The sequence below is a fragment of the Kocuria rhizophila genome (assembly GCF_003667225.1).
GTDB classification, from domain to species: Bacteria; Actinomycetota; Actinomycetes; order Actinomycetales; family Micrococcaceae; genus Kocuria; species Kocuria rhizophila.
Genome location: NZ_RCOM01000033.1, coordinates 1 through 23754, shown reverse-complemented (window position 1 = coordinate 23754; position 23754 = coordinate 1). Strand labels below are relative to the sequence as shown.

Below are 23754 nucleotides of genomic sequence, written 5' to 3'. Positions count from 1 at the left end.
GCCCCACACCCCGGCCGTACCGCGCGCGGCCGAGGTGCGGTGTGGCCGGCGCGCGGTACGGCCGGGGTGTGGGGCGGCGGCAGTTCGGTGCGGCGGCGGTGCGGGCCGCCAGCCGCCCCCGGGAGCGGGGCAGCTCGTTCGTGGCCCCTCACCGGGTGAGTGACAATGACGGGATGACGACCTCCCAGGAGATGGTGGACCTGCTCGGCCGCGGACCGCGCCCCGAGCAGGTGCGCCACGTCCGGGAGATTCCCGAGCGCGCCCCGGTCCACGCCCCGTGGCCGGACTGGCTGCACCCGGACGTGGTGGCCGCCTACGAGCGGCTGGGCATCCACGAGCCCTACGCACACCAGGTGGCCGCGCTGACCGCCCCGCGGCACGCGATCGTGGCCACCGGCACCGCCTCCGGCAAGTCGCTCGTCTACCAGTCCCTCGTGGTGGACGCCGTGCACCGCGGCCGCCTGGCCGTGGCCGAGCGCCCCGGGATGCTCCACCACCCGGACGAGGCCACCGCCCTCTACCTCTCCCCCACCAAGGCGCTCGCCGCGGACCAGCTCACGTCCCTGCGCTCCCTGGGGTTCGACGACCTCCGGGCCGCCACGTACGACGGGGACACCGATCCCGGCGAGCGCCGCTGGATCCGCGAGCACGCGGACGTGATCCTGTGCAACCCGGACATGCTCCACCACGGGGTCCTTCCGAACCACGCCGGGTGGTCCCGGTTCCTGCGGCGGCTGCGCTACGTGATCATCGACGAGGCCCACTCCTACCGCGGTGTCTTCGGCTCCCACGTGGCGGTGGTGCTGCGCCGGCTCGCGCGGATCGCGGCGCACTACGGGGCGTCCCCGCGGTTCATCGGGGCGTCCGCGACGAGTGCCTCCCCGCAGGAGTCCTTCGCCAAGCTCATCGGCTGCCCTCCCGAGGACGTCACGGCGGTCACCGAGGACACCTCTCCCCACGGCTCCCGCACGGTGGTGCTGTGGGAGCCCGAGCAGTCTCCCGGGGGCTCGGACAATGGCGCCCCACGACGCCGCACGGTCACCGCCGAGGCCTCGGACATGCTCACCGATCTGGTGCTGCGCCAGGTGCGCACCATCGCGTTCATCCGCTCCCGGCGCGGCGCGGAGACGATCGCGCAGGCCGCCCACCGGCAGCTGGAAGAGGTGGACCCCTCCCTCGGCCACCGGGTGGCGGCGTACCGCTCCGGTTTCCTCCCGGAGGAGCGGCGAGAGCTGGAGCAGCAGCTGCGGGACGGGCGGCTGCTCGGGGTGGCCAGCACCTCCGCGCTGGAGCTGGGGATCGACATCGCGGGCCTGGACGCCGTGCTCGTGGCCGGGTGGCCGGGCACCCGGGCCTCGTTCCTGCAGCAGATCGGCCGGGCCGGGCGGTCCGGGCAGCAGGCGCTCGCGGCGCTGATCGCCGGGGACGACCCCCTGGACGGGTACCTGGTGAACCACCCCGAGGCGATCTTCGACGTCCCCGTGGAGGCCACGGTGTTCGAGGCGTCCAACCCGTACGTGCTGGCACCCCATCTGTGCGCGGCGGCCGCCGAGCTGCCGCTGCGCCCCGAGGAGCTGGAGCGCTTCGGGCCCACGGCCCGGGACGTGGTGGACTCCCTCACCGCGGCGGGCCACCTGCGGCGCCGCCCGTCCGGTTGGTTCTGGACCCGCTCTGAGCAGCCCGCGGGCATGGTCTCGATCCGTTCCGGGGACGGCGGACCGGTGCAGATCATCGACTCGGACACGGGAACCGTGCTGGGCACGATGGGCGCGCCGCAGTCCCACTACCAGGCACACCCCGGGGCGGTGTACGTGCACCAGGGCAGGACCTACCTGGTGGACGAGCTGGACGAGGAGCTGCACGTGGCGGCCGTGCGACGGGCGTTCCCGGACTTCTACACGGTCGCGCGGGACGTGACCGAGGTGCGGGTGGACTCGGTGGCGGACTCCATGCAGTGGGGTCCCGTGACCGTCCACCGCGGTGCCGTGGACGTGACCACGCAGGTGATCAGCTACCAGCGCAAGCTTGTGGCCTCCAACGAGGTGGCGGGCGAAGAACCCCTGGAGCTGCCACCGCGGCAGCTGTCCACGGTGGCCACGTGGTTCACGGTGTCCGGGCCTCAGCTGGCCGCCATGGGCATCGAGGAGCCGGACATCCCCGGAGCCCTGCACGCCGCGGAGCACGCCATGATCGGGCTGCTGCCGCTGCTGGCCTCGTGCGACCGGTGGGACGTGGGCGGGCTGTCCACCGCGCTGCACGTGGACACCGAGCTGCCCACGATCTTCGTGCACGACGGCCACCCCGGCGGCGCGGGCTTCGCTGAACGCGGCTACGACATGTTCCGCACGTGGGTGGCCGCCACCCGGGACGCGATCGCCCAGTGCGAGTGCGAGTCCGGCTGCCCGTCCTGCGTGCAGTCCCCCAAGTGCGGCAACCGCAACAACCCGCTGGACAAGGCCGGAGCCCTGAAGCTGCTCCACGGGGTGCTGCGCTTCGCACCCTGAGCGGCCTCCGCGCGGGCAAGGGCGGGCGAGGTGCCCACCCTCCACGGAGTCGGCGCCCCGTGCGGTCTCCGTGCGGGCGAGGGCGGACGGGGACTCCTGCCGCCGGTGGCCCTCCTCCCGCGACGCCGACCAGTTCCATCCGTGTCCGCCCGGCCCCGGAGACCCTGGGCGCTTCCCCCGGGTCGTGACCATCACGGCTCCCCCGGCGGCGGCCCGGCGCGGGACACCCCGCGCGCCGGGCCAAGCGGAGTCAGCGGCGACGGCAGGTCAATGGTCGCGGTGACGTCCACCGTGGTGTTCTCCGGGGCCAGCACCGCGCACTCGACGGCGTCCGCACCGTTCTCCCGGGCCACCGCCTGGGCGGTCTCGCACGGGATGCCAGTGCTGAGTCCGCGGGCGACGTCCGCGGCCGCGAGCGCCGCCAGGTCCGCGGCCTTGGCGGCCCGGTGGGTGGCGATCCCCGCCTGCGCCACGAGAAGCAGCGCGATCAGCAGCGTGCACAGCACCGCCGCGAGGGTGAGCCCGTGCACCGTCCCGGAACCCTCGTCACGGTCCCCCATCACCGGCTCCGTCCTGGTCTGTGGCGGGCTCGTTGCCACCGGGTCCGTTCTCGCCGCTCTCCTGCCCGCGCTCCCCGGCTCCGCCCGCCCCGTCATCCGACGGCGCGCCCGCGGTGCTCTCCACCGCGGCACTCGCGTCCGCGTCGAGCCTCCAGCTGCTCCACTGCCCCAGGATTCCGGGGGCGGGTCCGCTCACGGCCACCGTCACGCGGCCGGCAGCGGCCCCGACGACGACGCTCGCGGACTCACCCGCGATCTCCCGCGCGGTGCGCTCCACCACCGCAGTGTTCTCGCCCCGCGCGGCAGCACGGGCGGACGCCCGGGCCGCCTCCTCGTAGCGGACGGTGGTCATCCCGGCGGCGGCCGCGGCGAGCAGGACCGCGAGCAGCAGCACCAGGGCGGGCATGATGACGGCGGTCTCCACGGTCACCGCACCCCGGTCCGGGTCGGTGTGGTCTGGACGAGCTCTGCTCCGGTCGATCATGGTTCCTCCTGACGGGTGGTGGGTGATTCGGCAGCCCGGTCTCCGTTGCACCGACCCACCGGAGCGCGGGGCGTCCGCCCGTTGCGACGAGCACCCCGCGCTCTGTGGCGTCGGCGGCATCTCAGATGGCCAGGGCCTTCTGGATGATCCCGAGCAGCATCCCGGACACGGAGTCCGAGGAGAGCACCGCGGCCATGACCCCGCCGAACGCGGCGGCGGCCAGCACGATGACCGCGTACTCCGCGGTGGACGCCCCGAGGTCGGGGTCGTCCTGGTCCAGGCAGGCGAGATCGGAGACGTCGGGGTTCGTGTCGTCCCCCGCGTCCTCGACCGGGTGCTGCGACGGGTCCGTGACCTCGGCAGGGGCCTCGGTGTCTGGCCCGGACGTCGGCTCGGTGACCGGCACGGCCCGCGGCGGCACGTCCGCGAGGTGGGCGGCGTCGTCGTGCTCGGGGGTCGAGGTGGCGGGAGTGGCGGAAGCGCAGGTGAGCGTGGACATGTGGGTCTCCTTCGGTGGGTGGAACGGTGGTGTGCGATGCAGGATGCGAAAAGGGGTGTGGTGGGCGCGCGCAATGGGCCGCGCACACACGCGAGCGGGCGGTCCCCGCGCCCGAGAAACCAGGTGGATGTGCCGGGCGGTCATGAGCCGAACGCCCTGGGCAGCAGGCCCATGAGCACGGGCACCACGCCCCAGCACATGAACGCGGGCAGGAAGCACAGGCCGAGGGGAAGCACGAGCTTCACCGCGAGGGCTTCGGCGGCGCGCTCCGCCCGGCGGTACTCGGCGCGGCGCACCAGCTCCGCCTGCCCGCGCAGCACGGAGGCGGAAGCCGTGGCCGAGGTGGCCGTGAACTCGAGGGCGTCGCGGTAGTCCTGGATCTCCTGGGGCAGCGTCTTCTCGTGCGGCCACGCCGTCTCCCACGAGAGACCGAGCCGCAGGGCGGCGGCCGCCCGGGACAGTGCCGGGTACGGGCGTCCCGCGCTGCTGTCCGCCAGGACCCCCACTGCCTCGGCGAGGGGCAGCCCCGCATCCAGCTGGCACGCCGTGAGCTCGACGAGAGCGGCGGCGGGCAGAGCGGGAAACGAGTGGTCCCCCGGCCCCGGACGAGCACGGCGCGGGGCGGAACCGCCGGCCGCGCGGCGTCGTCGGCCCGGCCCGCGTGAGCGGACACCGAACGCGCCCGGTGACATCCACAGCAGCAGGGCTGCGGCGGCGAGCAGGCCCGCAAGGGCGGCGGCCATCATGATCCGTTCACCGCCTCGGCGCGATGCAGGAGGCTGCGCGTCCACAGGCGGCCCGCGATGCTCAGCCCGGCCCCGGCGGCGAGCGCGATCCGGCCCCACACGGTGGTGAGCAGGGTGGTCACGGGATCCGTGCCCATGAGCACTCCGAGCCCCAGGGCCAGGACGGGCAGCCAAGACAGGGTGCGCACGGTGACGCGGGGCCCGGCCAGGGCGCTCTCGCGGGCGGCTTGGGCGTCCAGCTGCGATTCGAGGGACTCCGCGACCCCGGAGAGTGTTTGGGCGAGTGAGGAGCCGGAGCGCTCCGAGATCTCCCAGCACGCCGAGAGCTGGGCGCACACCGAGCGCGCCGTGGCGCCGAGCATGCGGTCCCCCACGGGGGCGGGCCTGCGGGCGAACTGACCGAGCGTCCTCGAGACCGGAATGCCCACGAGGGCCGCGGCGTGCACCTCCTGGCACACCCGGGCTTTCCACCGGGATGTGGGATCGGCTGCGGTGGCGCCGGGAGAGATCTCCGCGAACACCGTGGACGGCGCCCGCCCGGCGTGCAGCAGCGCGGCCAGGCGGCGCACCGTGGTGACCCAGCGCATGGCCTCGGTGGCACGGTCCCGGCGCCGCCACCTCGCCGGCAGCCGCGAGCGCGGCGTCGCGCCCGCGCGCGGCGGGGACAGAACACCTGCCGACCTCAGCCGGCCGGCGGGGGTGGCAGTACCTGTGCCGAGGAGCAGGGCGGCGAGCACCAGGCCACCCGCGAGCACGGCGGCCGTCACGACAGCTCCCGACCGCGGGCGAGCAGCTGGGCCAGCCTGGGCCATCCGGGGCCCTGGACCGGGTGGCCGTCCGTGGTGGTCAGCGCGGGCAGGGTGCGCAGCACACCGTCTTCCAGTGCCAGGACGCACACCTCGCTCAGTCGGCGCCCGGCGGGTGTGCGGTCCACGTGGGCCACGAGGTCCAGGGCGCTGGCCGCCTGCAGGTCCACGGCCTCGCGGCTGAGCCCCGCCAGGGACCCGAGCGCGGCGAGCCGCGCGGGCACCGACCGGGCCGAGTTCGAGTGGACCGTGCCCGCTCCGCGGTGCCCGGTGTTCAGCGCCGTCAGCAGGTCCCGCACCTCCGCACCGCGGCACTCCCCCACCACGAGCCAGTCCGGGCGCATCCGCAGGGCCTGGCGCACGAGCTCGGAGAGGTCCACGGACCCGGCGCCCTCCACGTTCTCCTGGCGGGACTGCAGGCCCACCACGTGCGGGTGCTCCGGGTTCAGCTCGGCGGCGTCCTCCACCAGCACGATCCGCTGCTCGGGCGGGCACTGGGACAGCAGCGCGGAGAGCACCGTGGTCTTCCCGGAGCCGGTGGCCCCGCTGATCATGAGGTTCGCTCCGGCCGCCATGGCGTCGGTGAGCACGTCCGCCATGAAGGGGTGGACCGTGCCGGAGGCCACGAGGTCCGCCAGGGACAGCCGCTGCGGCGCCCGGAACCGGATGGACAGCAGCGTTCCGCCGGTGGACACGGGCGGGATCACGGCGTGCACGCGCAGACCGGCGGCGGTCTGCACGTCCACGCAGGGGTGGCCGTCGTCCAGCCGTCGCCCGGCGGCCGTCACGAGCCGCACGGCGAGCGCCCGCAGCTGCGCCTCGCCCGTGAACGGGGAGGTCACTCGCCGGATCCCCTCCAGGGTCTCCACGAACACGTTCTCGTGGCCGTTGACGTAGAGATCGCTCAGCCCGGAGGCGGGCAGCAGGGGTTCGAGCGGGCCCAGGCCGGTCAGCTGCGCCTTGACGTGCTGGGCCGCGCGAACCGAGCCCACGGCGCCGAGCACCCGCCCGATCTCCCGCACGGCGGTGGCGATCCGGGTGTCCGTGATGGCGCCGCCCTCGGCGAGCAGCCGTTCACGCACCTGCTCCACGAACGCGTCGTCGAGCTCGGTGGCGCTCCCGGCGGCGTCGGCGGCCCTGGCACGGTCGTGGCTCGTGCGGCTGGACACCGCGGTCACGACAGCTCCTCCAGGGCCCGGGCGAGCGCCGCAACCGTCTTGGCGTGCTTGGCGGTCCGGCCGCGGCGCAGCACGGTGCCGTCGTCCAGGTGCTGGGGCACGCGCGCATCGAAGGCGATCGTGGCGGCGCACGGCACCCCGGTGGCGTCGGCGAGGACGCGCGGTTCGAGGTCCGCGACGTTGATGCCCGTGAGCGCGGTGAGCGCGGGCACCGCACCGCAGCGGGCCACGGTGTGCTCGGCCGCAAGCACACCGCGCACCGTGCGCGGGGTCAGCACCAGCACGGCGTCGCACCAGCGGGCCTGGCGTTCGAGGTCCGCGCGGGAGAGGTCCACGACCTGCACCGCCGCGGCCCCGCGCAGTGCCGCGACGACCGTGGCCGCGGGCACCGTCTCCGCGTGCGTGGCGCGGCGGTCCCACGAGAGGTAGCGCAGCGACTCCACACGCGGCATGGCGGCCCACAGCTGGTCCGCGGCCACGGCGCCGGAGAACTGGTTCAGCTCGGGCCAGCGCAGCCCGTCCGTGCCCTCCTCACCGAGCACGAGGTCCAGTCCCGCACCCAGCGGATCCCCGTCCACCAGGGCGGTCCCGTGGCCCTGCGCGGCGAAGTGCCCCGCGAGCCAGCTCGCCACGGTGGACGCGCCGACCCCTCCGGTGGCCCCGACGACGCCGTACACCCGCCCGAGCGCCCGCGGCACCTCCGCGTCCACGGAGCGGGAGATCAGTTCGGCCAGCCACGCGGCGGCCTGCGGCAGCACCACCACGGCGGACGCCCCGCGCCGTGCCGCGACGTCCCACGCGTCGCCGTGCTCGGCGAGCGCCACGACCACCACTCCCGGTGGCACGGCCTCCCCCTCCCAGCAGGCGTCCACGAGCACCACGTCCGACGACGCTCGCACCCCCGTCTCCCCGCCCTCGACCGTGAGAGGTACCGCGGCGCCGATGCACACCGCCTCCACGGCCTCCGCGAGGTCCGGGCAGCTGGTGAGCAGGCGGACGCCGCGCCCGCGATCCTGCCGTGACGGGGCAGGGGCCGACCGGGTGCGCCCCCACTGGCGGGGCGCGATGGGCCCGTCCCACGAGGCGGGCCCGTGGCCCACTCGCTCGTCCCCGGTGAACCGGTCCACCGACGTCGATCCGGCGGCTCCCCGGGGCGGTCCGACGGCCTCCGGAGCCGCGCCGGCGGCGCGACGAGCTCGGCGCGGACTGGCTGCGGTGGGAGCGCCCGGGGCGGTCATGTGTGCGGTGGTCATGCCCCCACGGTGGCGTTCCCGCCACACCCACCGACCGGGCCGCCTCCCGATTGGGGAGCGTCGCCAACTGCCGGTCAGGGCGGGACGGGCTGTGCAGTGACCCCGCCGCGCGCCGAGAGCTCTGGCCGAAGGTCCATTGCCTCCGCTGGCTCGGACGGCAACCATGAGGTGATGGACATCAAGCCCGTCACCCGTGCGTCAGTCGTCGGCGCCCTGGCCCTCTGGTTCGCCTACGTGGGGCTCGTGGTGCTCCTCTTCCGCTGGGCGAGCGGCGAGTTCGCCCCGATCCTCGTGGCCGCGGCCGTGGTGGCGGGCGTGTCTGCGGCCATCTTCAGCGTGGTGTCCTGGCGCCCCGGCGTTCGCCGGGACGAGGGGTGGGAACTCACGGTCCACGGTGCCCGCTGCCAGGGCCGGGCCCATCTGGATGTCCCTGCCGAGGACGTGCCGGGACTGGTGGAGCGGGTGTGCCAGCGCAATGAAGAGCTGGGGCTGCGGACACTCGCGGCTCACGGCGGCACGGCAACAACGGGGCCCTCGTTCCGGACGTGGGGCGAGCGCCTGCGCTTCGCCATCCGCCCGTCCTCCGACGGAGGCTCCGAGGTGGAGGCCACGTGCCGTCCGGTCGTGCCGTTCGTGGTCTCGGACTGGGGTCGCAGCGAACGGATCCTCCGCGAGTTCCTGAACGATCTGCACCAGGAATCCCTCCAGACACAGGCCCCGTCCCACACCGCCGGGCCGACACACACCCTCTAGAGGGGCGTCCGCCTCACAGGGCGAGGGCGACTCTGCTCACCACCACGCCCGCGTGGTGTCCGTGGGCCCGTCCAGCTCGGTCAGCCCGGAGTCCGTGACCGTCACCGGCCGTCGCGTCCCGGTCCACTCCCGCTCCGAGGGGAACACCACCCTCACGCGGTAGTCATCCGCCCGCCAACGTTCCCGCACGTCGGCGGGCATGTCCTCCCACGCGAGCTGCGCGGCGTGACCACACTGGGCCGCGAGCTTGCCGCTGGAAATCCCCAGCCCCGGCGCCACCTCCACGGTCACCACGGCGTCCTCGGTCCGTGACGCGCCTCCCGCCGGGAACTGCGTTCCGGACACCTGCAGCTTGTGCAGTTCTCTCGGCAGGGGGCGCACCGGGGCCGGGACGAACGCGCGCACGGCGGCCGCGGCGTCGTCGTCCAAGCCGGTGCGAACCACCGTGACGCCGGGCAGGGACTGGACGTCCTCCCAGCGCTTGCCGTCCGCGCGGCGCACGAGCTTGCGGATCTGCACGTCCCGCCAGGTCCGCACGGCCTCGTGCCAGGGCCCGCCGGGGGCGCTGCGCTCGTCGGCCAGCAGGGTGACGACGGCGCTCGCGGCCGCCTCCGCCACGTCCACCTCGCGTGCCGGGTTGGCCTTGTCCCGGTGCACCACCAGCTGCATGGCCCAAGGCACGTCCTGCTCCTCGTTCGCCTCGCTCGTCATGCCGCCCAGTCTCCCACCGACCCCGCGGAGCACGACGCCGCCCGCTCCGCCTGGCCCGCACGTCCCGGCTTCAGGAGCAGCCGCCGTCGCTTATGCGTGTCCTGGCCATCCGGTAGACCTGGAGGCATCAGCGGGACGGGACGTGCTGGCAGAAAGAACGCGTGGGCGGTTCCCCGGCCACGGCGCAGCACTCACCGCTCCCGCCCGGCATGCAGGAGGAGCCATGAGCACTCTCACGGACCGCGCCAGGGACATCGCCACCCGGGCGCACCAGGGCCAGACGGACAAGAGCGGGGCGGACTACATCGACCACCCGCGCCGCGTCGCGCAGCGGGTGCACCACTACGCGGCCGCGGGCCAGCAGGACGCCGCACAGGTGGTGGCGTGGCTGCACGACGTCGTGGAGGACACCGGGGTGACGCTCGACGACCTTCGCGAGGACTTCACCGAGGACGTCGTTGCCGGGGTGGACGCCATGACCCGGCGGCCGGGTGAGGACGGCGACGACTACGACCGGCGGGTGGCCGCCCACCCCCTGGCGCGCGCCGTGAAGCAGGCGGACCTGGACGACAACACGGACCCCGCCCGCACGGCCCTGCTGGACGAGGACACCCGCGCCCGCCTGGTCCGCAAGTACGCCCACGCCCGGGAGGTGCTCGCGGCCGGGTGAGGTGCTCGCCGCCGGGTGAGTCCGCCAAAGAACCGTGGCGCGTCCGCCTGTTCTGCTGCCCGTCCGCCGCCTAACCCGTAAACACCTGCCCCCGCAGAGGCCTGGCGGGGCGGTAGCTCGGCGCCGCGGCCCGCCGCTGTCGGAGCCCCGGCCCATAATGAACCCCATGCACATCGTGGTGGCCGCCGCCGAGCCCGGGACCTGGGTCCTGCAGGTGGTCTCCGCCAACGGCGAGCGCGCGGGGCAGGAACTCACGGTCTCGGACGGCGAGCTGCCCGGCGTCGTCGCCCAGCGGGAGGAGGCGGCCGCCCGCGCGGGCGTCCAGCCCCCGGTGTGGACCTGGCAGGACACCTCCGTGCCCGCCGCGCTGCTGTGCGCCGCGGGGGTGTGGGTCACGCGGTGCCGAGACCTGGGACTGTGCGCCACCATCCTGGCCACGGCCTCCACCGCCCCGGGCTCGGGCGCGCCCGACGACGCCGGGGAACCCCGACCCCTCGTCTACCACCCCGTCCTCGAACCGGCGGACCCCCGGCACGTCCCCGGGCCCCGGTCGCCCGCGCCGGCGAGCAACCAGGGATCGCTGTTCGCGGTGGCGGAGGAGCACGGACCGGGGGTCGCGGAGCTGAATGCCGAACTCGCGGCCCAGACCAGCGCGTGTACCACGGCCCGGAACCCGCAGCGTCTCGAACGGCTGCTGAGCCTCGAGTCCCAGGGGGCGCTCGTGGCCGCGGACATGCGCCACCGGGGCATCCCGTGGAACCCCGCGGTGCACGAGCAGATCCTGGAGGACATGCTCGGCCCGCGTCCGGCAGGTGAGGAGCGCCCCGCCCGGATGCAGGAGCTCGCGCAGGAGGTCCGCACCGCGCTGGCCGCTCCCACCCTGAACCCGGACTCACCCGTGGAGCTGCTCAAGGCCCTGCGCAACGCCGGGGTGGACGTGGACACCACCCGCGCGTTCAAGCTCCAGGACTGGACGCTCGTCAACGGTCAGCCGCAGGAGCAGCGCGTGGCCACCGTGGCCCCGGTGCTCGAGTACAAGAAGCTCTCCCGCGTCTTCTCCGCCACCGGGTGGCACTGGCTGGGCACCTGGGTCCAGGAGGGCCGTTTCCACCCCGAGTACGTGGTGGGGGGCGTCGTCACCGGCCGGTGGGCGGCGCGCGGCGGGGGTGCCCTGCAGATCCCCAAGTACATCCGGGACGCGGTGCGCGCGGACCCCGGGCACGTGCTCGTCGTCGCGGACGCCGCTCAGCTCGAACCCCGCGTGCTCGCCATCCTCGCGCGCGACGACGCCCTGGCCGAGGCCTCGCGCGGCCGCGACCTCTACACCGCCATCGCGGAGCAGGGCCAGGCCCGGGGTTCCGAGCTCACCGAGCGCTCCCACGCGAAACTCGCGCTGCTGGGGGCCATGTACGGCGCGACGTCCGGGGCGGGCGGACGGTTCATGCCGCAGCTGACCCGCATGTTCCCGCGGGCCGTGGGCTACGTGGAGCACGCCGCGCGCGTGGGCGAGCTCGGCCAGCAGGTGTGCACCTACCTGGGCCGCTGGTCCCCCGCGCCGGGCCCGGAGTGGTTCGAGGTGCAGCGCGCCACGGACACGCAGGCCGGCGAGCGCCGCGCCGCGCAGGCGTCCCGCAGCCACGGCCGGTTCTCCCGCAACTTCGTGGTCCAGGGCTCGGCTGCGGAGTGGGCACTCGCATGGCTCGGCCACATCCGGCAGGGCCTGCACAGCGCGGACGTGGATGCGGAACTCGTGTTCTTCCTCCACGACGAGGTCATGGTGCACTGCGCCGAGCAGCACGCGGACCGGGTGCAGCAGATCGTGGAGCATGCCGCGGAGCAGGCGGTGCACACGGTGTTCGGCACGGTGCCGGTGGAGGTCCCGGTGGCCACGACCGTGGTGACTTCATACGCGGACGCGAAGTAGAGGCGCTGCCTCACCGGCACGACGGAATGACCGCCCAGCCCAGACGCGGCCTCCGCGACCAGGTCACCACCCACAGCGAGCTCACGCACCCCGGCCTGGCCCTACGTCTTCGGCCCCATCCCCGGCGCCGGCCGCTTCACCGAGCGGTCCCACTCCACGGACCACCCGAGCCACTCGAGCACGCGGTCCAACACCACGCCGGTGAAGCCCCATACGGTCACGGTCTCGGGGACCCCGGCCACGGAGACGTCGAACGCCGGGGACTTGTAGGTCTGGTTCCCCCGGGTCACGGTGGCGTAGTAGCGGTGGGCGGGGTTGATGAGGTCCAGCACCGGCACGCGGAACACCAGGGAGGACTCGGCGTGGTCCACCACGTCCACGGGCGACTGGCTGCGCCACCACCCGATCACGGGGGTCACCAGGTGGTTGCTCACGGGCAGCGGCACCTCGTGCAGCGCTCCGAGCACCTCCACGCCGTCCGGGTCCACACCGGTCTCCTCGTGGGCCTCGCGCAGCGCCGCGCGCACGTGCGGGGCGCTCACGGTCCCGCCGGGGGTCTCCAGGGTGGTTCCGGGTTCGCCGTCGGGCGGGTCGAGGCGCCCGCCCGGAAAGGCCACCTGGCCGGGATGCGCCCGCAGGGTGGAGGCACGCTGCACCAGCAGCACGTCCAGATCCCGCCCGGGACCCTCAGCGTGCTCGGCATAGGCGGAGGGCACACTGTCCAGCGCGCCGAAGAGGATGAGCACCGCCGAGTGCCGGAAGTTCTCGTCCAGCTGCCCGATCCGCCACGGCTCGCGGTCGTGCATGACCACGGAGTCGCCGTGGCGCGCAAGCTCCACGAGCTGCTCGCGCGGGCTGCCCGGCTGGGCCTGGGAAGTGGTCATCGTCCGTCCTCTCACGCGCTGAGCGTGTGTCCCTCGGCGCGCAGCTGCCGCCGGGTGCGTCCTGCCATGAACCCGGCCAGCAGGTTCTCGCGGCCGGGTTTCAGTTCGTAGCCGAGCAGCTTGCGCGCCGCCTCCGGGACCGTGGGGCCCTCGCCGTAGGAGGGGCACAGGTCAGCCACCGGGCACACCCCGCACGCGGGCCGGCGCGAGTGGCAGATCCGCCGTCCGTGGTAGATCAGCTCGTGGGACAGCTCGGTCCACAGCGCGGGAGGGAACAGCGCGGCCACGTCCGCCTCGACCTCCACCGGATCGTCCTGGGTGCTCCACCCCAGCCTGCGGGCGAGCCGCCCGAAGTGGGTGTCCACGGTGATGCCGGGCACCCCGAACGCGTTGCCGAGCACCACGTTCGCCGTCTTGCGCCCCACACCGGGCAGGGTCACGAGCTCTGCGAGCGTGCCGGGCACGGCGCCGTCGTACTCGTCCACAATGCGCGTGGCCAGGGCCTGGATGGATCGCGCCTTGGAGCGGTAGAAGCCGAGGGAGCGCACCATCTCCTGGACGTCCTCGCCGGGCGCCTCGGCCAGCTCGCGCGGGCCGGGGTACGCGGCGAACAGCCCCGGGGTGACCGCGTTGACGCGGATGTCGGTGGTCTGCGCGGACAGGACGGTGGCCACGAGCAGCTGCCAGGCGTCGTCGAAGTCCAGCTCCGCCACGGCGTAGGGGTACGTCTGCGCGAGGATCCGCTGGATGCGCCGTGCCCGCCGCGTCCGGGACAGGGCCGTCTCGCTCCCGGCACGCCGACGCCGCGCGGCCGCCTGCTCCGCCTGCCTCGCCGGGACGAAGCGCACGTGCTCGGCTGCGGCGGGGGTCTCCATGCCCTCGATCATGGTGCGCCCCGTGACAGGGGTCAAACCCGCCCGAACAGCACGGAACGCGCCCGACATGCGCCCGCACACGATGGAGCGCGCCCGCGCGGTTCCACTAGGCTGAGCGGGAGAATGTGAACTGCACCACGCGCCCGCGCGAGCGGCGCGCACCGGCCCCAGTGAAGGAGCACCATGACCCCGGATCCCGCAGCCCAGCCGAAGACCTTCGCCCCGAGCGAGGAGTTCGCCGCCCAGGCCAACGCCACCGAGGAGCTGTACGCGCGGGCCGAGGAGCAGGGCGAGGAGTTCTGGGCGGACCAGGCCCGCGACCTGCTCACGTGGTCCACCCCGTTCACCGAGGTGCTGGACTGGTCCAACCCGCCCTTCGCCAAGTGGTTCCAGGACGGCACCCTCAACGCCGCGTACAACGCCGTGGACCGCCATGTGGAGGCCGGCAACGGTGACCGCGTGGCCCTGTACTTCGAGGGCGAGCCCGGGGACAGCGCGTCCTACACCTACGCGCAGCTCAAGGACGAGGTCTCCAAGGCCGCGAACGCGTTCGAGGCGCTCGGCGTGGGCAAGGGCGACCGCGTGGCCGTGTACCTGCCCATGATCGCGGAGGCCGTGATCACCATGCTCGCGTGCGCGCGCATCGGAGCGATCCACTCGGTGGTCTTCGGCGGCTTCTCCGCGGACGCCCTGCGCTCGCGCATCGAGGACGGCGAGGCCAAGCTCGTGGTCACCGCGGACGGCTCCTACCGCCGCGGCAAGCCCACCACCCTGAAGCCCGCCGTGGACGCCGCCCTGGAGAAGGGCGGGAGCTCCGTCCAGCACGTGGTGGTGGTCAAGCGCAACGGCGAGGACGTCGCGTTCCAGGACGGCCGTGACGTGTGGTGGCACGAGGTCACCGAGAACGCCTCCACCGAGCACACGCCCTCGGAGCAGAACGCCGAGGACCCGCTGTTCATCCTGTACACCTCCGGCACCACCGGCAAGCCCAAGGGCATCCTGCACACCACCGGCGGCTACCTCACGCAGGCGGCGTTCACCCACAAGAACGTGTTCGACCTCAAGCCGGAGACGGACGTCTACTGGTGCACCGCGGACGTCGGGTGGGTCACGGGCCACACCTACATCACCTACGCGCCGCTCGTGAACGGCGCCACCCAGGTGATCTACGAGGGCACCCCGGACTCCCCGCACCGCGGCCGGTTCTGGGAGATCGTGCAGAAGTACGGCGTGAGCATCCTCTACACGTCCCCCACCGCCATCCGCACCATGATGAAGTGGGGCGAGGACATCCCCGGCGAGTGGGACCTCAGCTCCCTGCGCCTGCTGGGCACCGTGGGCGAGGCCATCAACCCCGAGGCGTGGACCTGGTTCCACCGCGTGATCGGCGGCGGGCGCTGCCCCATCGTGGACACCTGGTGGCAGACCGAGACCGGCGCCATGATGATCTCCCCGCTGCCCGGTGTCACCCACGCCAAGCCGGGCTCCGCGCAGGTGCCACTGCCGGGCATCGCCGTGGACGTGGTGGACGACGCCGGCACCTCCCTCCCCAACGAGACCGACGGCTTCCTGGTGGTCCGCAAGCCGTGGCCGTCCATGCTGCGCACCATCTGGGGCGACGACGAGCGCTTCGTGAACACCTACTGGGGCCAGTTCGGGGACAAGTACTTCGCCGGTGACGGCGCCAAGCGGGACGCGGACGGGGACGTGTGGATCCTGGGCCGCGTGGACGACGTCATGAACGTCTCCGGCCACCGCCTGTCCACCCCCGAGATCGAGTCCGCGCTGGTCTCCCACCCGTCCGTGGCCGAGGCCGCCGTGGTGGGCGCCAAGGACGAGACCACGGGCCAGGCCGTGTTCGCGTTCGTGATCCTCTCGGACCAGGCCACCGCCGAGAACCGGGACGCCGCCGAGCTCGCCGAGGAGATCCGCGCCCACGTGGGCCGGGATATCTCCCCGATCGCCAAGCCCAAGAAGGTGCTGATCGTCCCCGAGCTGCCCAAGACCCGCTCGGGCAAGATCATGCGCCGTCTGCTCAAGGACGTCGCCGAGGACCGCCCCGTGGGGGACGTCTCCACGCTCGCGGACCAGACGGTCATGCAGCAGATCGTGGACTCGCTCGGCACCAAGTAGCCCACCGGCACCACCGCGTTCACGACGCCGCCGCGGCGCCTTCCCCACGGGAGGCACCGCGGCGGCGTCGTCCATGGCGCGGGCCCCGCGGCGGAGACCGCCGGACGCCCGGGCGGCGCCCGCCAGAGGAAAGGCCCGCGCGATCTGCCCGGGAGAGGCACCGCGGCGTCGTGCGTCCGTGGCGAGGTGTGCGGGGCCGATGCGCTTGAATGGGGGCATGAGCGAGCTGCCGATCCACGTCCTCAACGGCCCCAACCTGAACACACTGGGGACGCGCAAGCCCGAGATCTACGGGAGCACCACGCTCGCGGACGTGGAGACGAACGTGCGCGCCAGGGCGCAGAGCTACGGCCTGGAGGTCGTGTTCGAGCAGTCCAACTGGGAGGGCCAGCTCGTGGACTGGATCCAGCGGGCGCGCACGGAGGCCTGCGGCATCGTGATCAACCCCGCCGCCCTGACCCACTACTCCGTGGCCGTCCACGACGCGCTGGAGATGTGCGAGATGCCGGTCGTGGAGGTGCACATCTCCAACGTCCACCGTCGGGAGGCGTTCCGGCACACCTCGTTCGTCTCACCGCAGGCCACGGCCGTGATCGCCGGGGCCGGGGTGCTCGGGTACGAGCTGGCCGTGGACGTGGTGGCCCGAAACCTCGGGATCGGCTGAGGGCACCGCAGCCCCGCCCTGTCACAGCGTGCTCAGCGCGCCCGCTCCACCGGCGGCGGCGTGCTCACTGCTCCCGATCGACCCGCGTCCCCGGGGAGGGACTCACCCCGCCACGCACTGGCCGGTGGGCACCGGAGCGGTGGAGTCACCCGCCGAGGCGAGGATCTCGGTGACCCGGTCCACGGGAATGGCGTACCCGGCCTCGCCCTCCACGGCCTTGGCGAACACGACGCCCACCACCTGACCGTCGGCGTCGAGCAGCGGACCGCCCGAGTTGCCCTGCTCCACGTTGCCGGCGATCTGGATGATGCTGCGCGTCTGCGTCTCGCCCGTGGTCACGTTCTGCACGGGAGCCACCGCCTCACCCTGGATGGTGGCCGGGCGCAGGGTGTAGGGGCCACCCAGGGGGTACCCCGCGAAGGACACGGTCTCCCCCGGGTTCACGTCCCTCTGCATGGGGAGCGGGGCCTCCGGCAGGTCGGGGACGCGCAGCACGGCGAGGTCCGAGGCGGCGTCGTACTGCACCGTCTGGGCCGGGTAGACGCGACCGTCGCGCGTCTCCACCACCGGCTGGTCCACCCCGGCCACCACGTGCGCGTTGGTGACCACGGTGCCGGACTGAGCCACGAACCCGGAGCCCGTCTGGTTCTGCGCGCACTGGGCGGCCGTGCCGTAGACCTGCACCACGGACTGCCCGGCATCCGCGACCACCTGGGAGTCGGGGGTGTCCTGGGGATCCGGCGCCGCCTCCGTGGGGAAGAGCAGCTCGTCCAGCTGGCGGATGCCCTGCGCACCGCTGACGGCGTTGCGGGTCTGGGTCATGGCGTGGCGCACCGCGTCCGGCGTGAGCCGCTCGATGCCCCGCAGCACCTGCGAGGACGCCACCTGCTGGGACAGCGCGGGCAGGCCGAACTGGCCCACCAGAGAACCGAGCAGGGAGATGACCAGCGCCGCCACCGCCACGTTGAGCACCGCGCCCCCGAGCCGGTCCAGCAGCCCCACGCCGGATTTCTCCAGCAGCCCCGACAGCGTCCGGCCCAGCACGGTGCCCAGGTACTCCCCGAGCGCGAGCAGCACGAGCACCGTGAGCAGCACGGCGGGGATCTGCCACTGCGGGTCCACGTACGAGGCCACCACGGGGCCGGCCCAGAACGCGAGCACGGCGCCCAGGACCAGCCCGAGGATGGCGGCAAGTGACCGGAAGAACCCCCGGCGGTATCCGGCCATCAGGTACGCCAGGAGCACGACGATCAGCAGCACGTCCAGAAGGTTCAGGGCCAGGGTCATGAAGGTCCTCAAAGGTGGGGGGGGCCACGCGGGGAGCTGGTGCGTGTCGGGTCGAGCATACGGTGGGTGACGGGGCAGACCATGAATCCGGGCGCCGCGCAATGGGCCCGGGACGGAAACCCGACAATTCCCTGAACGTTCACTCTGAGCACCACCCGAGGGCTGGACCCGGACCGTGTGAAATTCGTTACGATGGAACGTCATCTAGCACGTGGCCCCCACACGGGCTCACCCTTCTTCGTGAGGAGATCTACCTTGGATACCGACGTCCTGCGCCGCGCTCCGCTTTTCGCTTCCCTGGACGACGAGGCGTTCGCCGCTCTGACCAAGGAGATCACCGAGGTGGATCTCTCCCGCGGCGCCACCTTGTTCCACGAGGGCGATCCCGGCGACCAGCTCTACTTCATCGTCTCCGGCAAGATCAAGCTCGGCCGCACCGCGAGCGACGGCCGCGAGAACCTCGTGGCCGTGATGGGCCCGGGCGAGATCTTCGGCGAGATGGCGCTGTTCGATCCCAGCCCCCGTTCCACGTCCGCCACCGCGGTCTCCGAGACCCGCCTGGCCGGGCTCAAGCACGAGAACCTGCGCAAGGTCATCCAGCACTCCCCCGAGGTCTCCGCCCAGCTGCTCCAGGCGCTGGCCCGCCGGCTGCGCCGCACCAACGAGAACCTCGCGGACCTCGTGTTCTCGGACGTCCCCGGCCGCGTGGCCAAGGCGCTGCTGGATCTCGCGGACCGCTTCGGCCGCCCCGCCACGGACGGCATCCTGGTGGCCCACGAGCTCACCCAGGAGGAGCTCGCCCAGCTGGTCGGCGCCTCCCGCGAGACCGTGAACAAGGCCCTGGCCGAGTTCGTCCAGCGCGGCTGGATCCGTCTCGAAGCCCGCGCCGTGGTCATTCTGGACCTGCAGCGCCTCAAGCAGCGCTCGCGCTGATCCGTTCCCCGGAGCACGACGACGCCCGCGGCACCTGCCGCGGGCGTCTCACGTTCTGCGCCGTTCCCGGTGTGCGGACGGGTCTCAGCCGTCGAGCACGAGGACGGGTTCGCCGTCCCGCAGGTCCAGCCGCGGCCGCTTGACGCGCATGTCCCGCCGGGCCGCCAGGAAGGCCACCGCGGAGGACGCCTCGGCCACGGCCTCCACCGCGCACCGCACGCCCGGCGTGGTGAGCTCCTCCAGGTCGAAGTGCCAGGGGTCGTCGCTGCGCGCGGAGTCCTCCGCCTGCTGCCGGAACGTCTCGGGCACGTCCGTGGACCAGGGGTCCTCGAGCAGTGCGCGGGCATCCACCCATCCCAGCCAGGCCCGACCGCGCTGGGTGGCCAGTGCGCAGTGGCGCTGCCCCACGGGCACCGCGGCCGCGAAGAACAGCAGGTCCAGCCGCTGGTGCACGAAGTCCGAGGTGGCCCAGTGGGACAGGGGGCGCAGGCACTCGCTGTGGAACGCCATGCTGCGCTTGGCCAGCAGGTCCGCGAACGAGATGTCCTCCGTGGCCAGCAGCTCGCGCGAGCGCATCCAGTCCACGCCCTCCACGTTCTCCGCCACCCCGTGCATGGGTGTGCCCGCGAACAGGATTCCCGCCTCCACGAACGTCTTGCGTGCCGCCGTCACGAGGCTGCGCCGGGCCAGGCCGATGTCCTCGGAGAGCAGCTTGTGGGCCCACTGCGCCGAGGACGGCCCACGCCAGTCCAGGGGTTCGTCGTCGCTGGTCTCGGTGATGCCGCCGGGGAAGGACAGCGTGCCCATGGCCTGCCGCCCGGGGCGGTGCAGCATGAGGGTCTCCACCCCGCGGTCTCCGTCCCTCACGAAGACGGTGGCCGCGCCGTGCCGCGGTGAGGAGCCGTTGAGCCCGATCCCGCGGTCCAGCCACGCCCGGGCCGCCTTGGCGTGGGCGGGGGGCACGGTGAAGATGCGCTCCCCGCCGCGGTGCCCGGACATGCTCAGGCGAACTCGACGATCAGCTCGACCTCCACCGGGGAGTTCAGCGGCAGGACGCTGACACCCACGGCGGAGCGGGCGTGCACACCGGCACCGGCGAAGACCCGGCCCAGCAGGGTGGAGGCGCCGTCCACCACGGCCGGCTGACCGTAGAAGTCCGGGGCGCTGGCCACGAAGCCCGTGACCTTCACGATGCGCTGGACCCGGTCCAGGTCCTCGATCTGCGACTTCACGGCCGCGATGGCGTTGAGCGCGCAGCGCTCGGCGAGCTCCGCGGCGCGCTCGGGGGACACGGTGCCCTCCGCGCCGGAGTCGCTCACCACGCCGGTGGCCGGCAGCGAACCGGACACCAGGGGCAGCTGCCCCGCGGTGTAGACGTGGTTGCCGCTCACCACGGCCGGGGCGTAGGCCGCCAGGGGCTTGGCCACCTCGGGCAGCTGGAGTCCGAGCCGCGCGATCCTGGCTTCGACTTCCTCACTCATGGTGTGATCCTCCCCGCGCTCAGTTCTTGGGACGCTTGAAGTAGGCGATCGGGTTGGTCTGCACGGGCGCCGTCATGTTGCCCGCGGGCGTGTCCGCGGCCTGAGTGCCGGGCAGCACGGTCACGAGCTCCCACCCGTCCTCCCCCCAGTTGTCCAGGATCTGCTTGGTGGCGTGGATCATGAGCGGAACGGTTGCGTATTCCCAAGTGGTCATGGCCACCACACTACTTGCCGGGACGTGCTCGCGCGCGGGTCTGCCTGCCGGGGACATCACAGCCGAACCGCACCTCGGGTGGACCGCCGCGGTCGGACCCGGCTTGTAGACTGGCGCAATGGCATCACGCAACACATCGGGCCCTGAGCCCACCTCGGTCCTGGGCAACGTCATCGCGTTCATCGCGGTTGCCGTGGTTGCCGGAGTGGTCGTGGCCGGGCTCCTGATCCCCCCCGCCGCGGCCGCCGGAATGGCCGCCAACGCCTCCATCGGCTGGTTCAAGTCCCTGCCCGCCGAGATGGAATCGGGCCCGGTGTCCCAGGCGTCCACCGTGGTGGCCAAGGACGGCACCGAGGTGGCCAAGTTCTTCGCCCAGAACCGTGACCCCGTGCCGCTGGAGGAGATCTCCCCGCACATGGTGGATGCGCTGATCTCCATCGAGGACCGCGACTTCTACGAGCACGGCGGCGTGGACCCGTGGGGCATCGCCCGTGCCATGGCCAACAACCTGGTCAACCCGAGCGCCCGGCAGGGTGCCTCCACCATCACGCAGCAGTACGTGAACAACCTCATCATCGACCAGCAGGTGCGCAACGGCGAGGAGACCAGCACCATCGGCGCCGACAAGGGCGTGGTGGACAAGGTCAAGGAGATCAAGCTCGCCCTGTCCATGGAGCAGGAGAAGTCCAAGGACGAGATCCTCGAGGGCTACCTGAACATCGTGCTCTTCGGCGGCTCCAACTACGGCGTGGAGGCGGCCGCCCAGTACTACTGGGGCATCCCCGCGTCCAAGCTGAGCATCGCGCAGTCCGCCACCCTGGCCGGCATGGTGCAGTCCCCCAACTACTACGACCCCCAGGTGAACCCGGAGGCCTCCACCCAGCGGCGCAACGTGGTGCTGGACACCATGGTGCAGACCGGCGCCATCACGCAGGCGGAGGGTGAGAAGGCGGCCAAGGAGCCGATGACCCTGGACGTGCACCCCACCAACTCGGGCTGCTCCGCGGCGAAGTCCGCACCGTACTTCTGCGACTACGTGGAGAACGAGATCATGCAGTCGGACGTCTACGGGGCCACCCCGGACGAGCGACTGGCCACCCTGCAGCGCGGCGGACTGACCATCCAGACCACCCTGGACCCCAAGGCCCAGAAGGCCGCGGAGGAGCAGGTCAACGCCACCCAGCCCAAGGACAACAACCCGGACAACGTCTCCACGGCCCTGGTCTCCCTGGAGCCCAGCAACGGCCACGTGGTGTCCATGGCGCAGAACACCAACTACTCCGCGGCGGAGGGTGACTCCAACACCACGTACAACTTCAACGTGGACAGTTCCATGGGTGGCGCCGGCGGGTTCCAGGTGGGCTCCACGTTCAAGCCGTTCACCCTGGCCGAGTGGATCAACTCGGGCAAGGGCGTCAAGGCCAGCATCGACGCCCGGAAGCTGAACTACCCCGCGGACTACAAGTGGAAGGCCTCGTGCCTGCCCAACGGGTACAAGATCGAGCCCGGGACGAACGGCGAGGGCCTGACCTTCCAGAACGCCACACCGGGCTACAACAAGGTGATGGACGTGGACTACGGCATCTACAACTCCATCAACTCCGCCCTGTACGCCATGGCCGCGGACCTGGACCTGTGCGCGATCGGTGAGATCACCAAGGCCCTGGGCATCCACGACGGCAAGACCGGGGACCCCGTGGACACCACGGTGCTCTCCTCCCTGCTGGGCGGTTCTGCGGACATCTCCCCCATGACCATGGCCCGGGCGTTCTCCGCGTTCGCCAACGACGGCGTGATGTGCGAGCCGCGCGCCATCACCAAGGTCACGGACAGCACCGGGAAGAACTACGAGGTCCCGGCCACCAAGTGCGAGCAGGTGATCAAGAAGGAAGTGGCGCAGGGCGTGAACTACGTCCTGGAACAGGTGATCGTGAAGGGCTCCGCGTACCAGCGCGGGATCGGGCTGCCGAACGCGTCCGCCGCCAAGACGGGCACCACCGACAACTCCACCCAGACGTGGATGCTCGGCTACACCAAGGGCCTGTCCACCGCGTCCTGGGTGGGCAACTACGAGTACGGCTCGCGCTCCCTCAACGGTCTGAACATCGGTGGCAAGACCGGCGGCTCGGGCACCGACTGGGTGGACGGCGCCACCTACGCGGGTGCCCAGTGGCAGAACTACATGAAGGCCGTGGCCCCCAGCTACAGCACGGCGCCCTTCTCGGACCCGCCCGCCAGCGTCCTCTCCACCACGAAGTGACCGCAACACCCGAGACCGGCACCGCCTCGGCCGCGCGATTCGTCGCCGCGGCCGGGGCGGGCCTGTTCGCCGCGGGAGCGGGCACACTGGCCTGGGCCTCCCTGGTGGAGCGTCGGCGCTTCCAGCTGCGGCAGGAGACGGTGCGCGTCCTCCCGCGGGGCGCACGGCCGCTGCGCGTGCTGCACATCTCTGACCTGCACACCGTTCCGGGGCAGGAGGCCAAGAAGCGCTTCGTGCACTCCCTGGCCGCACTGGAGCCGGACCTGGTGGTCGACACCGGGGACAACCTCTCCCACATGAAGGCTCTGCCGTACCTGCTGGAGATCCTCGAGCCCCTGTTCCGCTTCCCCGGCGTGTACGTCCCGGGGTCCAACTGCTACTTCGCACCGCGCCCCAAGAACCCCGCGCGCTACCTGTGGCGCACCACGGCCAGCGAGAAGAAGGACGAGGCGCCGCGGCTGCCCACCGAGGACATGCACCGGGCCTTCGACGCCCACGGCTGGGTGGGGCTCATCAACCGCTCCCAGCGACTGGAGGTGGCCGGCGCGGTCCTCGACTTCTCCGGCGTGGACGACCCCCACCTGAACTACGACCGCCACCCCGGTTTCCCCGAGGGCGAGCCGGCACCCGCGGACGTGCGGATCGGGGTGGCCCACGCGCCGTACCTCCGGACCCTGGACCGCTTCGCCGCGGACCGCGCGGACATCGTCTTCGCGGGACACACCCACGGCGGCCAGGTCTGCCTGCCCGGGGGTCGCGCGCTGGTCAGCAACTGCGACCTGGACCCGGCGATCTGCAAGGGGCTCATCGAGCACCGGGGCGTCCCCGTGAACATCTCCCAGGGACTCGGGGAATCCCGCTTCGCCCCGGTGCGGCTCTTCTGCCCGCCGCAAGCCGTTCTGGTCACTCTCACGGACTGAGGTACTTCCCATGGC

Annotated in this window: 23 protein-coding genes; 9 read left to right on the top strand and 14 right to left on the bottom strand. The window is 72.7% G+C overall.

All coding sequences use genetic code 11. From position 1 onward, the window contains the following. The first annotated feature begins 173 nt into the window (after nt 1-173). Nucleotides 174-2504: a DEAD/DEAH box helicase gene (locus D9R02_RS06335; protein WP_039100629.1), complete on the top strand. Its 2331-nt coding sequence runs from the start codon at nt 174-176 to the stop codon at nt 2502-2504. A 191-nt stretch (nt 2505-2695) separates the two neighbouring features. Here the strand turns inward: D9R02_RS06335 and D9R02_RS06330 are convergent, their stop codons facing one another. From D9R02_RS06330 to ssd, 7 genes are all read right to left on the bottom strand, one after another. After that, on the bottom strand, nt 2696-3064 hold the full coding sequence (locus D9R02_RS06330; protein WP_121566566.1) for an Rv3654c family TadE-like protein: 369 nt from the start codon (nt 3062-3064) through the stop codon (nt 2696-2698). After that, nucleotides 3051-3548 carry a TadE family type IV pilus minor pilin gene (locus D9R02_RS06325; protein WP_121566565.1) on the bottom strand — a complete coding sequence of 166 codons (498 nt, stop codon included), beginning with the start codon at nt 3546-3548 and terminating at the stop codon, nt 3051-3053. Before D9R02_RS06325 ends, D9R02_RS06330 begins: the two co-directional genes overlap by 14 nt. A 121-nt stretch (nt 3549-3669) precedes the next feature. Continuing rightward, nucleotides 3670-4047, bottom strand: coding sequence for a DUF4244 domain-containing protein (locus D9R02_RS06320; RefSeq protein WP_121566564.1), 378 nt, complete (start codon nt 4045-4047; stop codon nt 3670-3672). A 140-nt stretch (nt 4048-4187) separates the two neighbouring features. Further along, entirely contained in the window at nt 4188-4793 is a 606-nt protein-coding gene (locus D9R02_RS06315) for a type II secretion system F family protein (RefSeq protein ID WP_183085957.1), read from the bottom strand. Further along, on the bottom strand, nt 4790-5560 hold the full coding sequence (locus D9R02_RS06310; protein WP_259463920.1) for a type II secretion system F family protein: 771 nt from the start codon (nt 5558-5560) through the stop codon (nt 4790-4792). Before D9R02_RS06310 ends, D9R02_RS06315 begins: the two co-directional genes overlap by 4 nt. Beyond that, nucleotides 5557-6777: a TadA family conjugal transfer-associated ATPase gene (locus D9R02_RS06305; protein WP_259463919.1), complete on the bottom strand. Its 1221-nt coding sequence runs from the start codon at nt 6775-6777 to the stop codon at nt 5557-5559. Before D9R02_RS06305 ends, D9R02_RS06310 begins: the two co-directional genes overlap by 4 nt. After that, complete coding sequence (gene ssd / locus D9R02_RS06300) at nt 6774-8030, bottom strand: septum site-determining protein Ssd (RefSeq protein ID WP_224764891.1); 1257 nt, start codon at nt 8028-8030, stop codon at nt 6774-6776. The genes D9R02_RS06305 and ssd overlap by 4 nt, the downstream gene beginning before the upstream one ends. A 171-nt stretch (nt 8031-8201) precedes the next feature. Between ssd and D9R02_RS06295 the strand changes: the two genes are divergently transcribed. Continuing rightward, nucleotides 8202-8783, top strand: a complete 582-nt coding sequence (locus tag D9R02_RS06295) for a hypothetical protein (protein WP_121566562.1) — start codon at nt 8202-8204, stop codon at nt 8781-8783. Between the two features lie 36 nt (nt 8784-8819). On the opposite strand, the gene D9R02_RS06290 is transcribed toward D9R02_RS06295, so the two are convergent. Beyond that, a complete protein-coding gene (locus D9R02_RS06290; RefSeq protein WP_121566561.1) occupies nt 8820-9494 on the bottom strand; it encodes an aminoacyl-tRNA hydrolase in 675 nt (224 codons plus the stop codon). A gap of 223 nt (nt 9495-9717) precedes the next feature. Here D9R02_RS06290 and D9R02_RS06285 point away from each other — a divergent pair, with 223 nt between their 5' ends. After that, nucleotides 9718-10164 carry an HD domain-containing protein gene (locus D9R02_RS06285; protein ID WP_121566560.1) on the top strand — a complete coding sequence of 149 codons (447 nt, stop codon included), beginning with the start codon at nt 9718-9720 and terminating at the stop codon, nt 10162-10164. Nucleotides 10165-10330: 166 nt separating this feature from the next. Continuing rightward, entirely contained in the window at nt 10331-12088 is a 1758-nt protein-coding gene (locus tag D9R02_RS06280; RefSeq protein ID WP_183085956.1) for a bifunctional 3'-5' exonuclease/DNA polymerase, read from the top strand. 101 nt (nt 12089-12189) lie between these two features. On the opposite strand, the gene D9R02_RS06275 is transcribed toward D9R02_RS06280, so the two are convergent. Together D9R02_RS06275 and nth are read right to left on the bottom strand one after the other, a co-directional pair. Continuing rightward, nucleotides 12190-12972, bottom strand: coding sequence for an NUDIX hydrolase (locus tag D9R02_RS06275; protein WP_121566558.1), 783 nt, complete (start codon nt 12970-12972; stop codon nt 12190-12192). 11 nt (nt 12973-12983) lie between these two features. Beyond that, nucleotides 12984-13847 (bottom strand): endonuclease III, encoded by an 864-nt coding sequence (nth, locus tag D9R02_RS06270; RefSeq protein WP_121566557.1) that lies wholly within the window; start codon nt 13845-13847, stop codon nt 12984-12986. A gap of 183 nt (nt 13848-14030) precedes the next feature. On the opposite strand from nth, the gene acs reads away from it, so the two are divergent. Further along, nucleotides 14031-15980, top strand: a complete 1950-nt coding sequence (acs, locus tag D9R02_RS06265) for an acetate--CoA ligase (RefSeq protein WP_121566556.1) — start codon at nt 14031-14033, stop codon at nt 15978-15980. A 217-nt stretch (nt 15981-16197) separates the two neighbouring features. Then, nucleotides 16198-16644, top strand: coding sequence for a type II 3-dehydroquinate dehydratase (gene aroQ, locus D9R02_RS06260; protein ID WP_029603198.1), 447 nt, complete (start codon nt 16198-16200; stop codon nt 16642-16644). Between the two features lie 102 nt (nt 16645-16746). On the opposite strand, the gene D9R02_RS06255 is transcribed toward aroQ, so the two are convergent. Then, nucleotides 16747-17931 carry a MarP family serine protease gene (locus D9R02_RS06255; protein ID WP_121566555.1) on the bottom strand — a complete coding sequence of 395 codons (1185 nt, stop codon included), beginning with the start codon at nt 17929-17931 and terminating at the stop codon, nt 16747-16749. A gap of 255 nt (nt 17932-18186) precedes the next feature. Between D9R02_RS06255 and D9R02_RS06250 the strand changes: the two genes are divergently transcribed. Next, nucleotides 18187-18864 carry a Crp/Fnr family transcriptional regulator gene (locus tag D9R02_RS06250; RefSeq protein ID WP_019310051.1) on the top strand — a complete coding sequence of 226 codons (678 nt, stop codon included), beginning with the start codon at nt 18187-18189 and terminating at the stop codon, nt 18862-18864. An 84-nt stretch (nt 18865-18948) separates the two neighbouring features. On the opposite strand, the gene D9R02_RS06245 is transcribed toward D9R02_RS06250, so the two are convergent. The 3 genes from D9R02_RS06245 to D9R02_RS06235 are packed head-to-tail and all read right to left on the bottom strand — an operon-like array spanning nt 18949 to nt 20559. Beyond that, nucleotides 18949-19863: an NUDIX hydrolase gene (locus D9R02_RS06245; protein ID WP_019310050.1), complete on the bottom strand. Its 915-nt coding sequence runs from the start codon at nt 19861-19863 to the stop codon at nt 18949-18951. A 2-nt stretch (nt 19864-19865) separates the two neighbouring features. Beyond that, nucleotides 19866-20345 carry a RidA family protein gene (locus D9R02_RS06240; protein ID WP_019310049.1) on the bottom strand — a complete coding sequence of 160 codons (480 nt, stop codon included), beginning with the start codon at nt 20343-20345 and terminating at the stop codon, nt 19866-19868. Between the two features lie 19 nt (nt 20346-20364). Continuing rightward, nucleotides 20365-20559 carry a DUF4177 domain-containing protein gene (locus D9R02_RS06235; RefSeq protein WP_019310048.1) on the bottom strand — a complete coding sequence of 65 codons (195 nt, stop codon included), beginning with the start codon at nt 20557-20559 and terminating at the stop codon, nt 20365-20367. Between the two features lie 118 nt (nt 20560-20677). Between D9R02_RS06235 and D9R02_RS06230 the strand changes: the two genes are divergently transcribed. After that, nucleotides 20678-22819 carry a transglycosylase domain-containing protein gene (locus D9R02_RS06230; RefSeq protein WP_019310047.1) on the top strand — a complete coding sequence of 714 codons (2142 nt, stop codon included), beginning with the start codon at nt 20678-20680 and terminating at the stop codon, nt 22817-22819. After that, complete coding sequence (locus tag D9R02_RS06225; RefSeq protein ID WP_019310046.1) at nt 22816-23739, top strand: metallophosphoesterase; 924 nt, start codon at nt 22816-22818, stop codon at nt 23737-23739. Before D9R02_RS06230 ends, D9R02_RS06225 begins: the two co-directional genes overlap by 4 nt. Nucleotides 23740-23754: the final 15 nt, after the last annotated feature.

What these genes read in the sequence shown, in the direction of transcription:
- D9R02_RS06335 (WP_039100629.1), top strand. Translation starts at nt 174, where the DNA reads ATGACGACCTCCCAGGAGATGGTGGACCTGCTCGGCCGCGGACCGCGC.
- D9R02_RS06330 (WP_121566566.1), bottom strand. Translation starts at nt 3,064, where the DNA reads ATGGGGGACCGTGACGAGGGTTCCGGGACGGTGCACGGGCTCACCCTC.
- D9R02_RS06325 (WP_121566565.1), bottom strand. Translation starts at nt 3,548, where the DNA reads ATGATCGACCGGAGCAGAGCTCGTCCAGACCACACCGACCCGGACCGG.
- D9R02_RS06320 (WP_121566564.1), bottom strand. Translation starts at nt 4,047, where the DNA reads ATGTCCACGCTCACCTGCGCTTCCGCCACTCCCGCCACCTCGACCCCC.
- D9R02_RS06315 (WP_183085957.1), bottom strand. Translation starts at nt 4,793, where the DNA reads ATGATGGCCGCCGCCCTTGCGGGCCTGCTCGCCGCCGCAGCCCTGCTG.
- ssd (WP_224764891.1), bottom strand. Translation starts at nt 8,030, where the DNA reads ATGACCACCGCACACATGACCGCCCCGGGCGCTCCCACCGCAGCCAGT.
- D9R02_RS06295 (WP_121566562.1), top strand. Translation starts at nt 8,202, where the DNA reads ATGGACATCAAGCCCGTCACCCGTGCGTCAGTCGTCGGCGCCCTGGCC.
- D9R02_RS06290 (WP_121566561.1), bottom strand. Translation starts at nt 9,494, where the DNA reads ATGACGAGCGAGGCGAACGAGGAGCAGGACGTGCCTTGGGCCATGCAG.
- D9R02_RS06285 (WP_121566560.1), top strand. Translation starts at nt 9,718, where the DNA reads ATGAGCACTCTCACGGACCGCGCCAGGGACATCGCCACCCGGGCGCAC.
- D9R02_RS06280 (WP_183085956.1), top strand. Translation starts at nt 10,331, where the DNA reads ATGCACATCGTGGTGGCCGCCGCCGAGCCCGGGACCTGGGTCCTGCAG.
- D9R02_RS06275 (WP_121566558.1), bottom strand. Translation starts at nt 12,972, where the DNA reads ATGACCACTTCCCAGGCCCAGCCGGGCAGCCCGCGCGAGCAGCTCGTG.
- nth (WP_121566557.1), bottom strand. Translation starts at nt 13,847, where the DNA reads ATGGAGACCCCCGCCGCAGCCGAGCACGTGCGCTTCGTCCCGGCGAGG.
- acs (WP_121566556.1), top strand. Translation starts at nt 14,031, where the DNA reads ATGACCCCGGATCCCGCAGCCCAGCCGAAGACCTTCGCCCCGAGCGAG.
- aroQ (WP_029603198.1), top strand. Translation starts at nt 16,198, where the DNA reads ATGAGCGAGCTGCCGATCCACGTCCTCAACGGCCCCAACCTGAACACA.
- D9R02_RS06255 (WP_121566555.1), bottom strand. Translation starts at nt 17,931, where the DNA reads ATGACCCTGGCCCTGAACCTTCTGGACGTGCTGCTGATCGTCGTGCTC.
- D9R02_RS06245 (WP_019310050.1), bottom strand. Translation starts at nt 19,863, where the DNA reads ATGTCCGGGCACCGCGGCGGGGAGCGCATCTTCACCGTGCCCCCCGCC.
- D9R02_RS06240 (WP_019310049.1), bottom strand. Translation starts at nt 20,345, where the DNA reads ATGAGTGAGGAAGTCGAAGCCAGGATCGCGCGGCTCGGACTCCAGCTG.
- D9R02_RS06235 (WP_019310048.1), bottom strand. Translation starts at nt 20,559, where the DNA reads ATGACCACTTGGGAATACGCAACCGTTCCGCTCATGATCCACGCCACC.
- D9R02_RS06230 (WP_019310047.1), top strand. Translation starts at nt 20,678, where the DNA reads ATGGCATCACGCAACACATCGGGCCCTGAGCCCACCTCGGTCCTGGGC.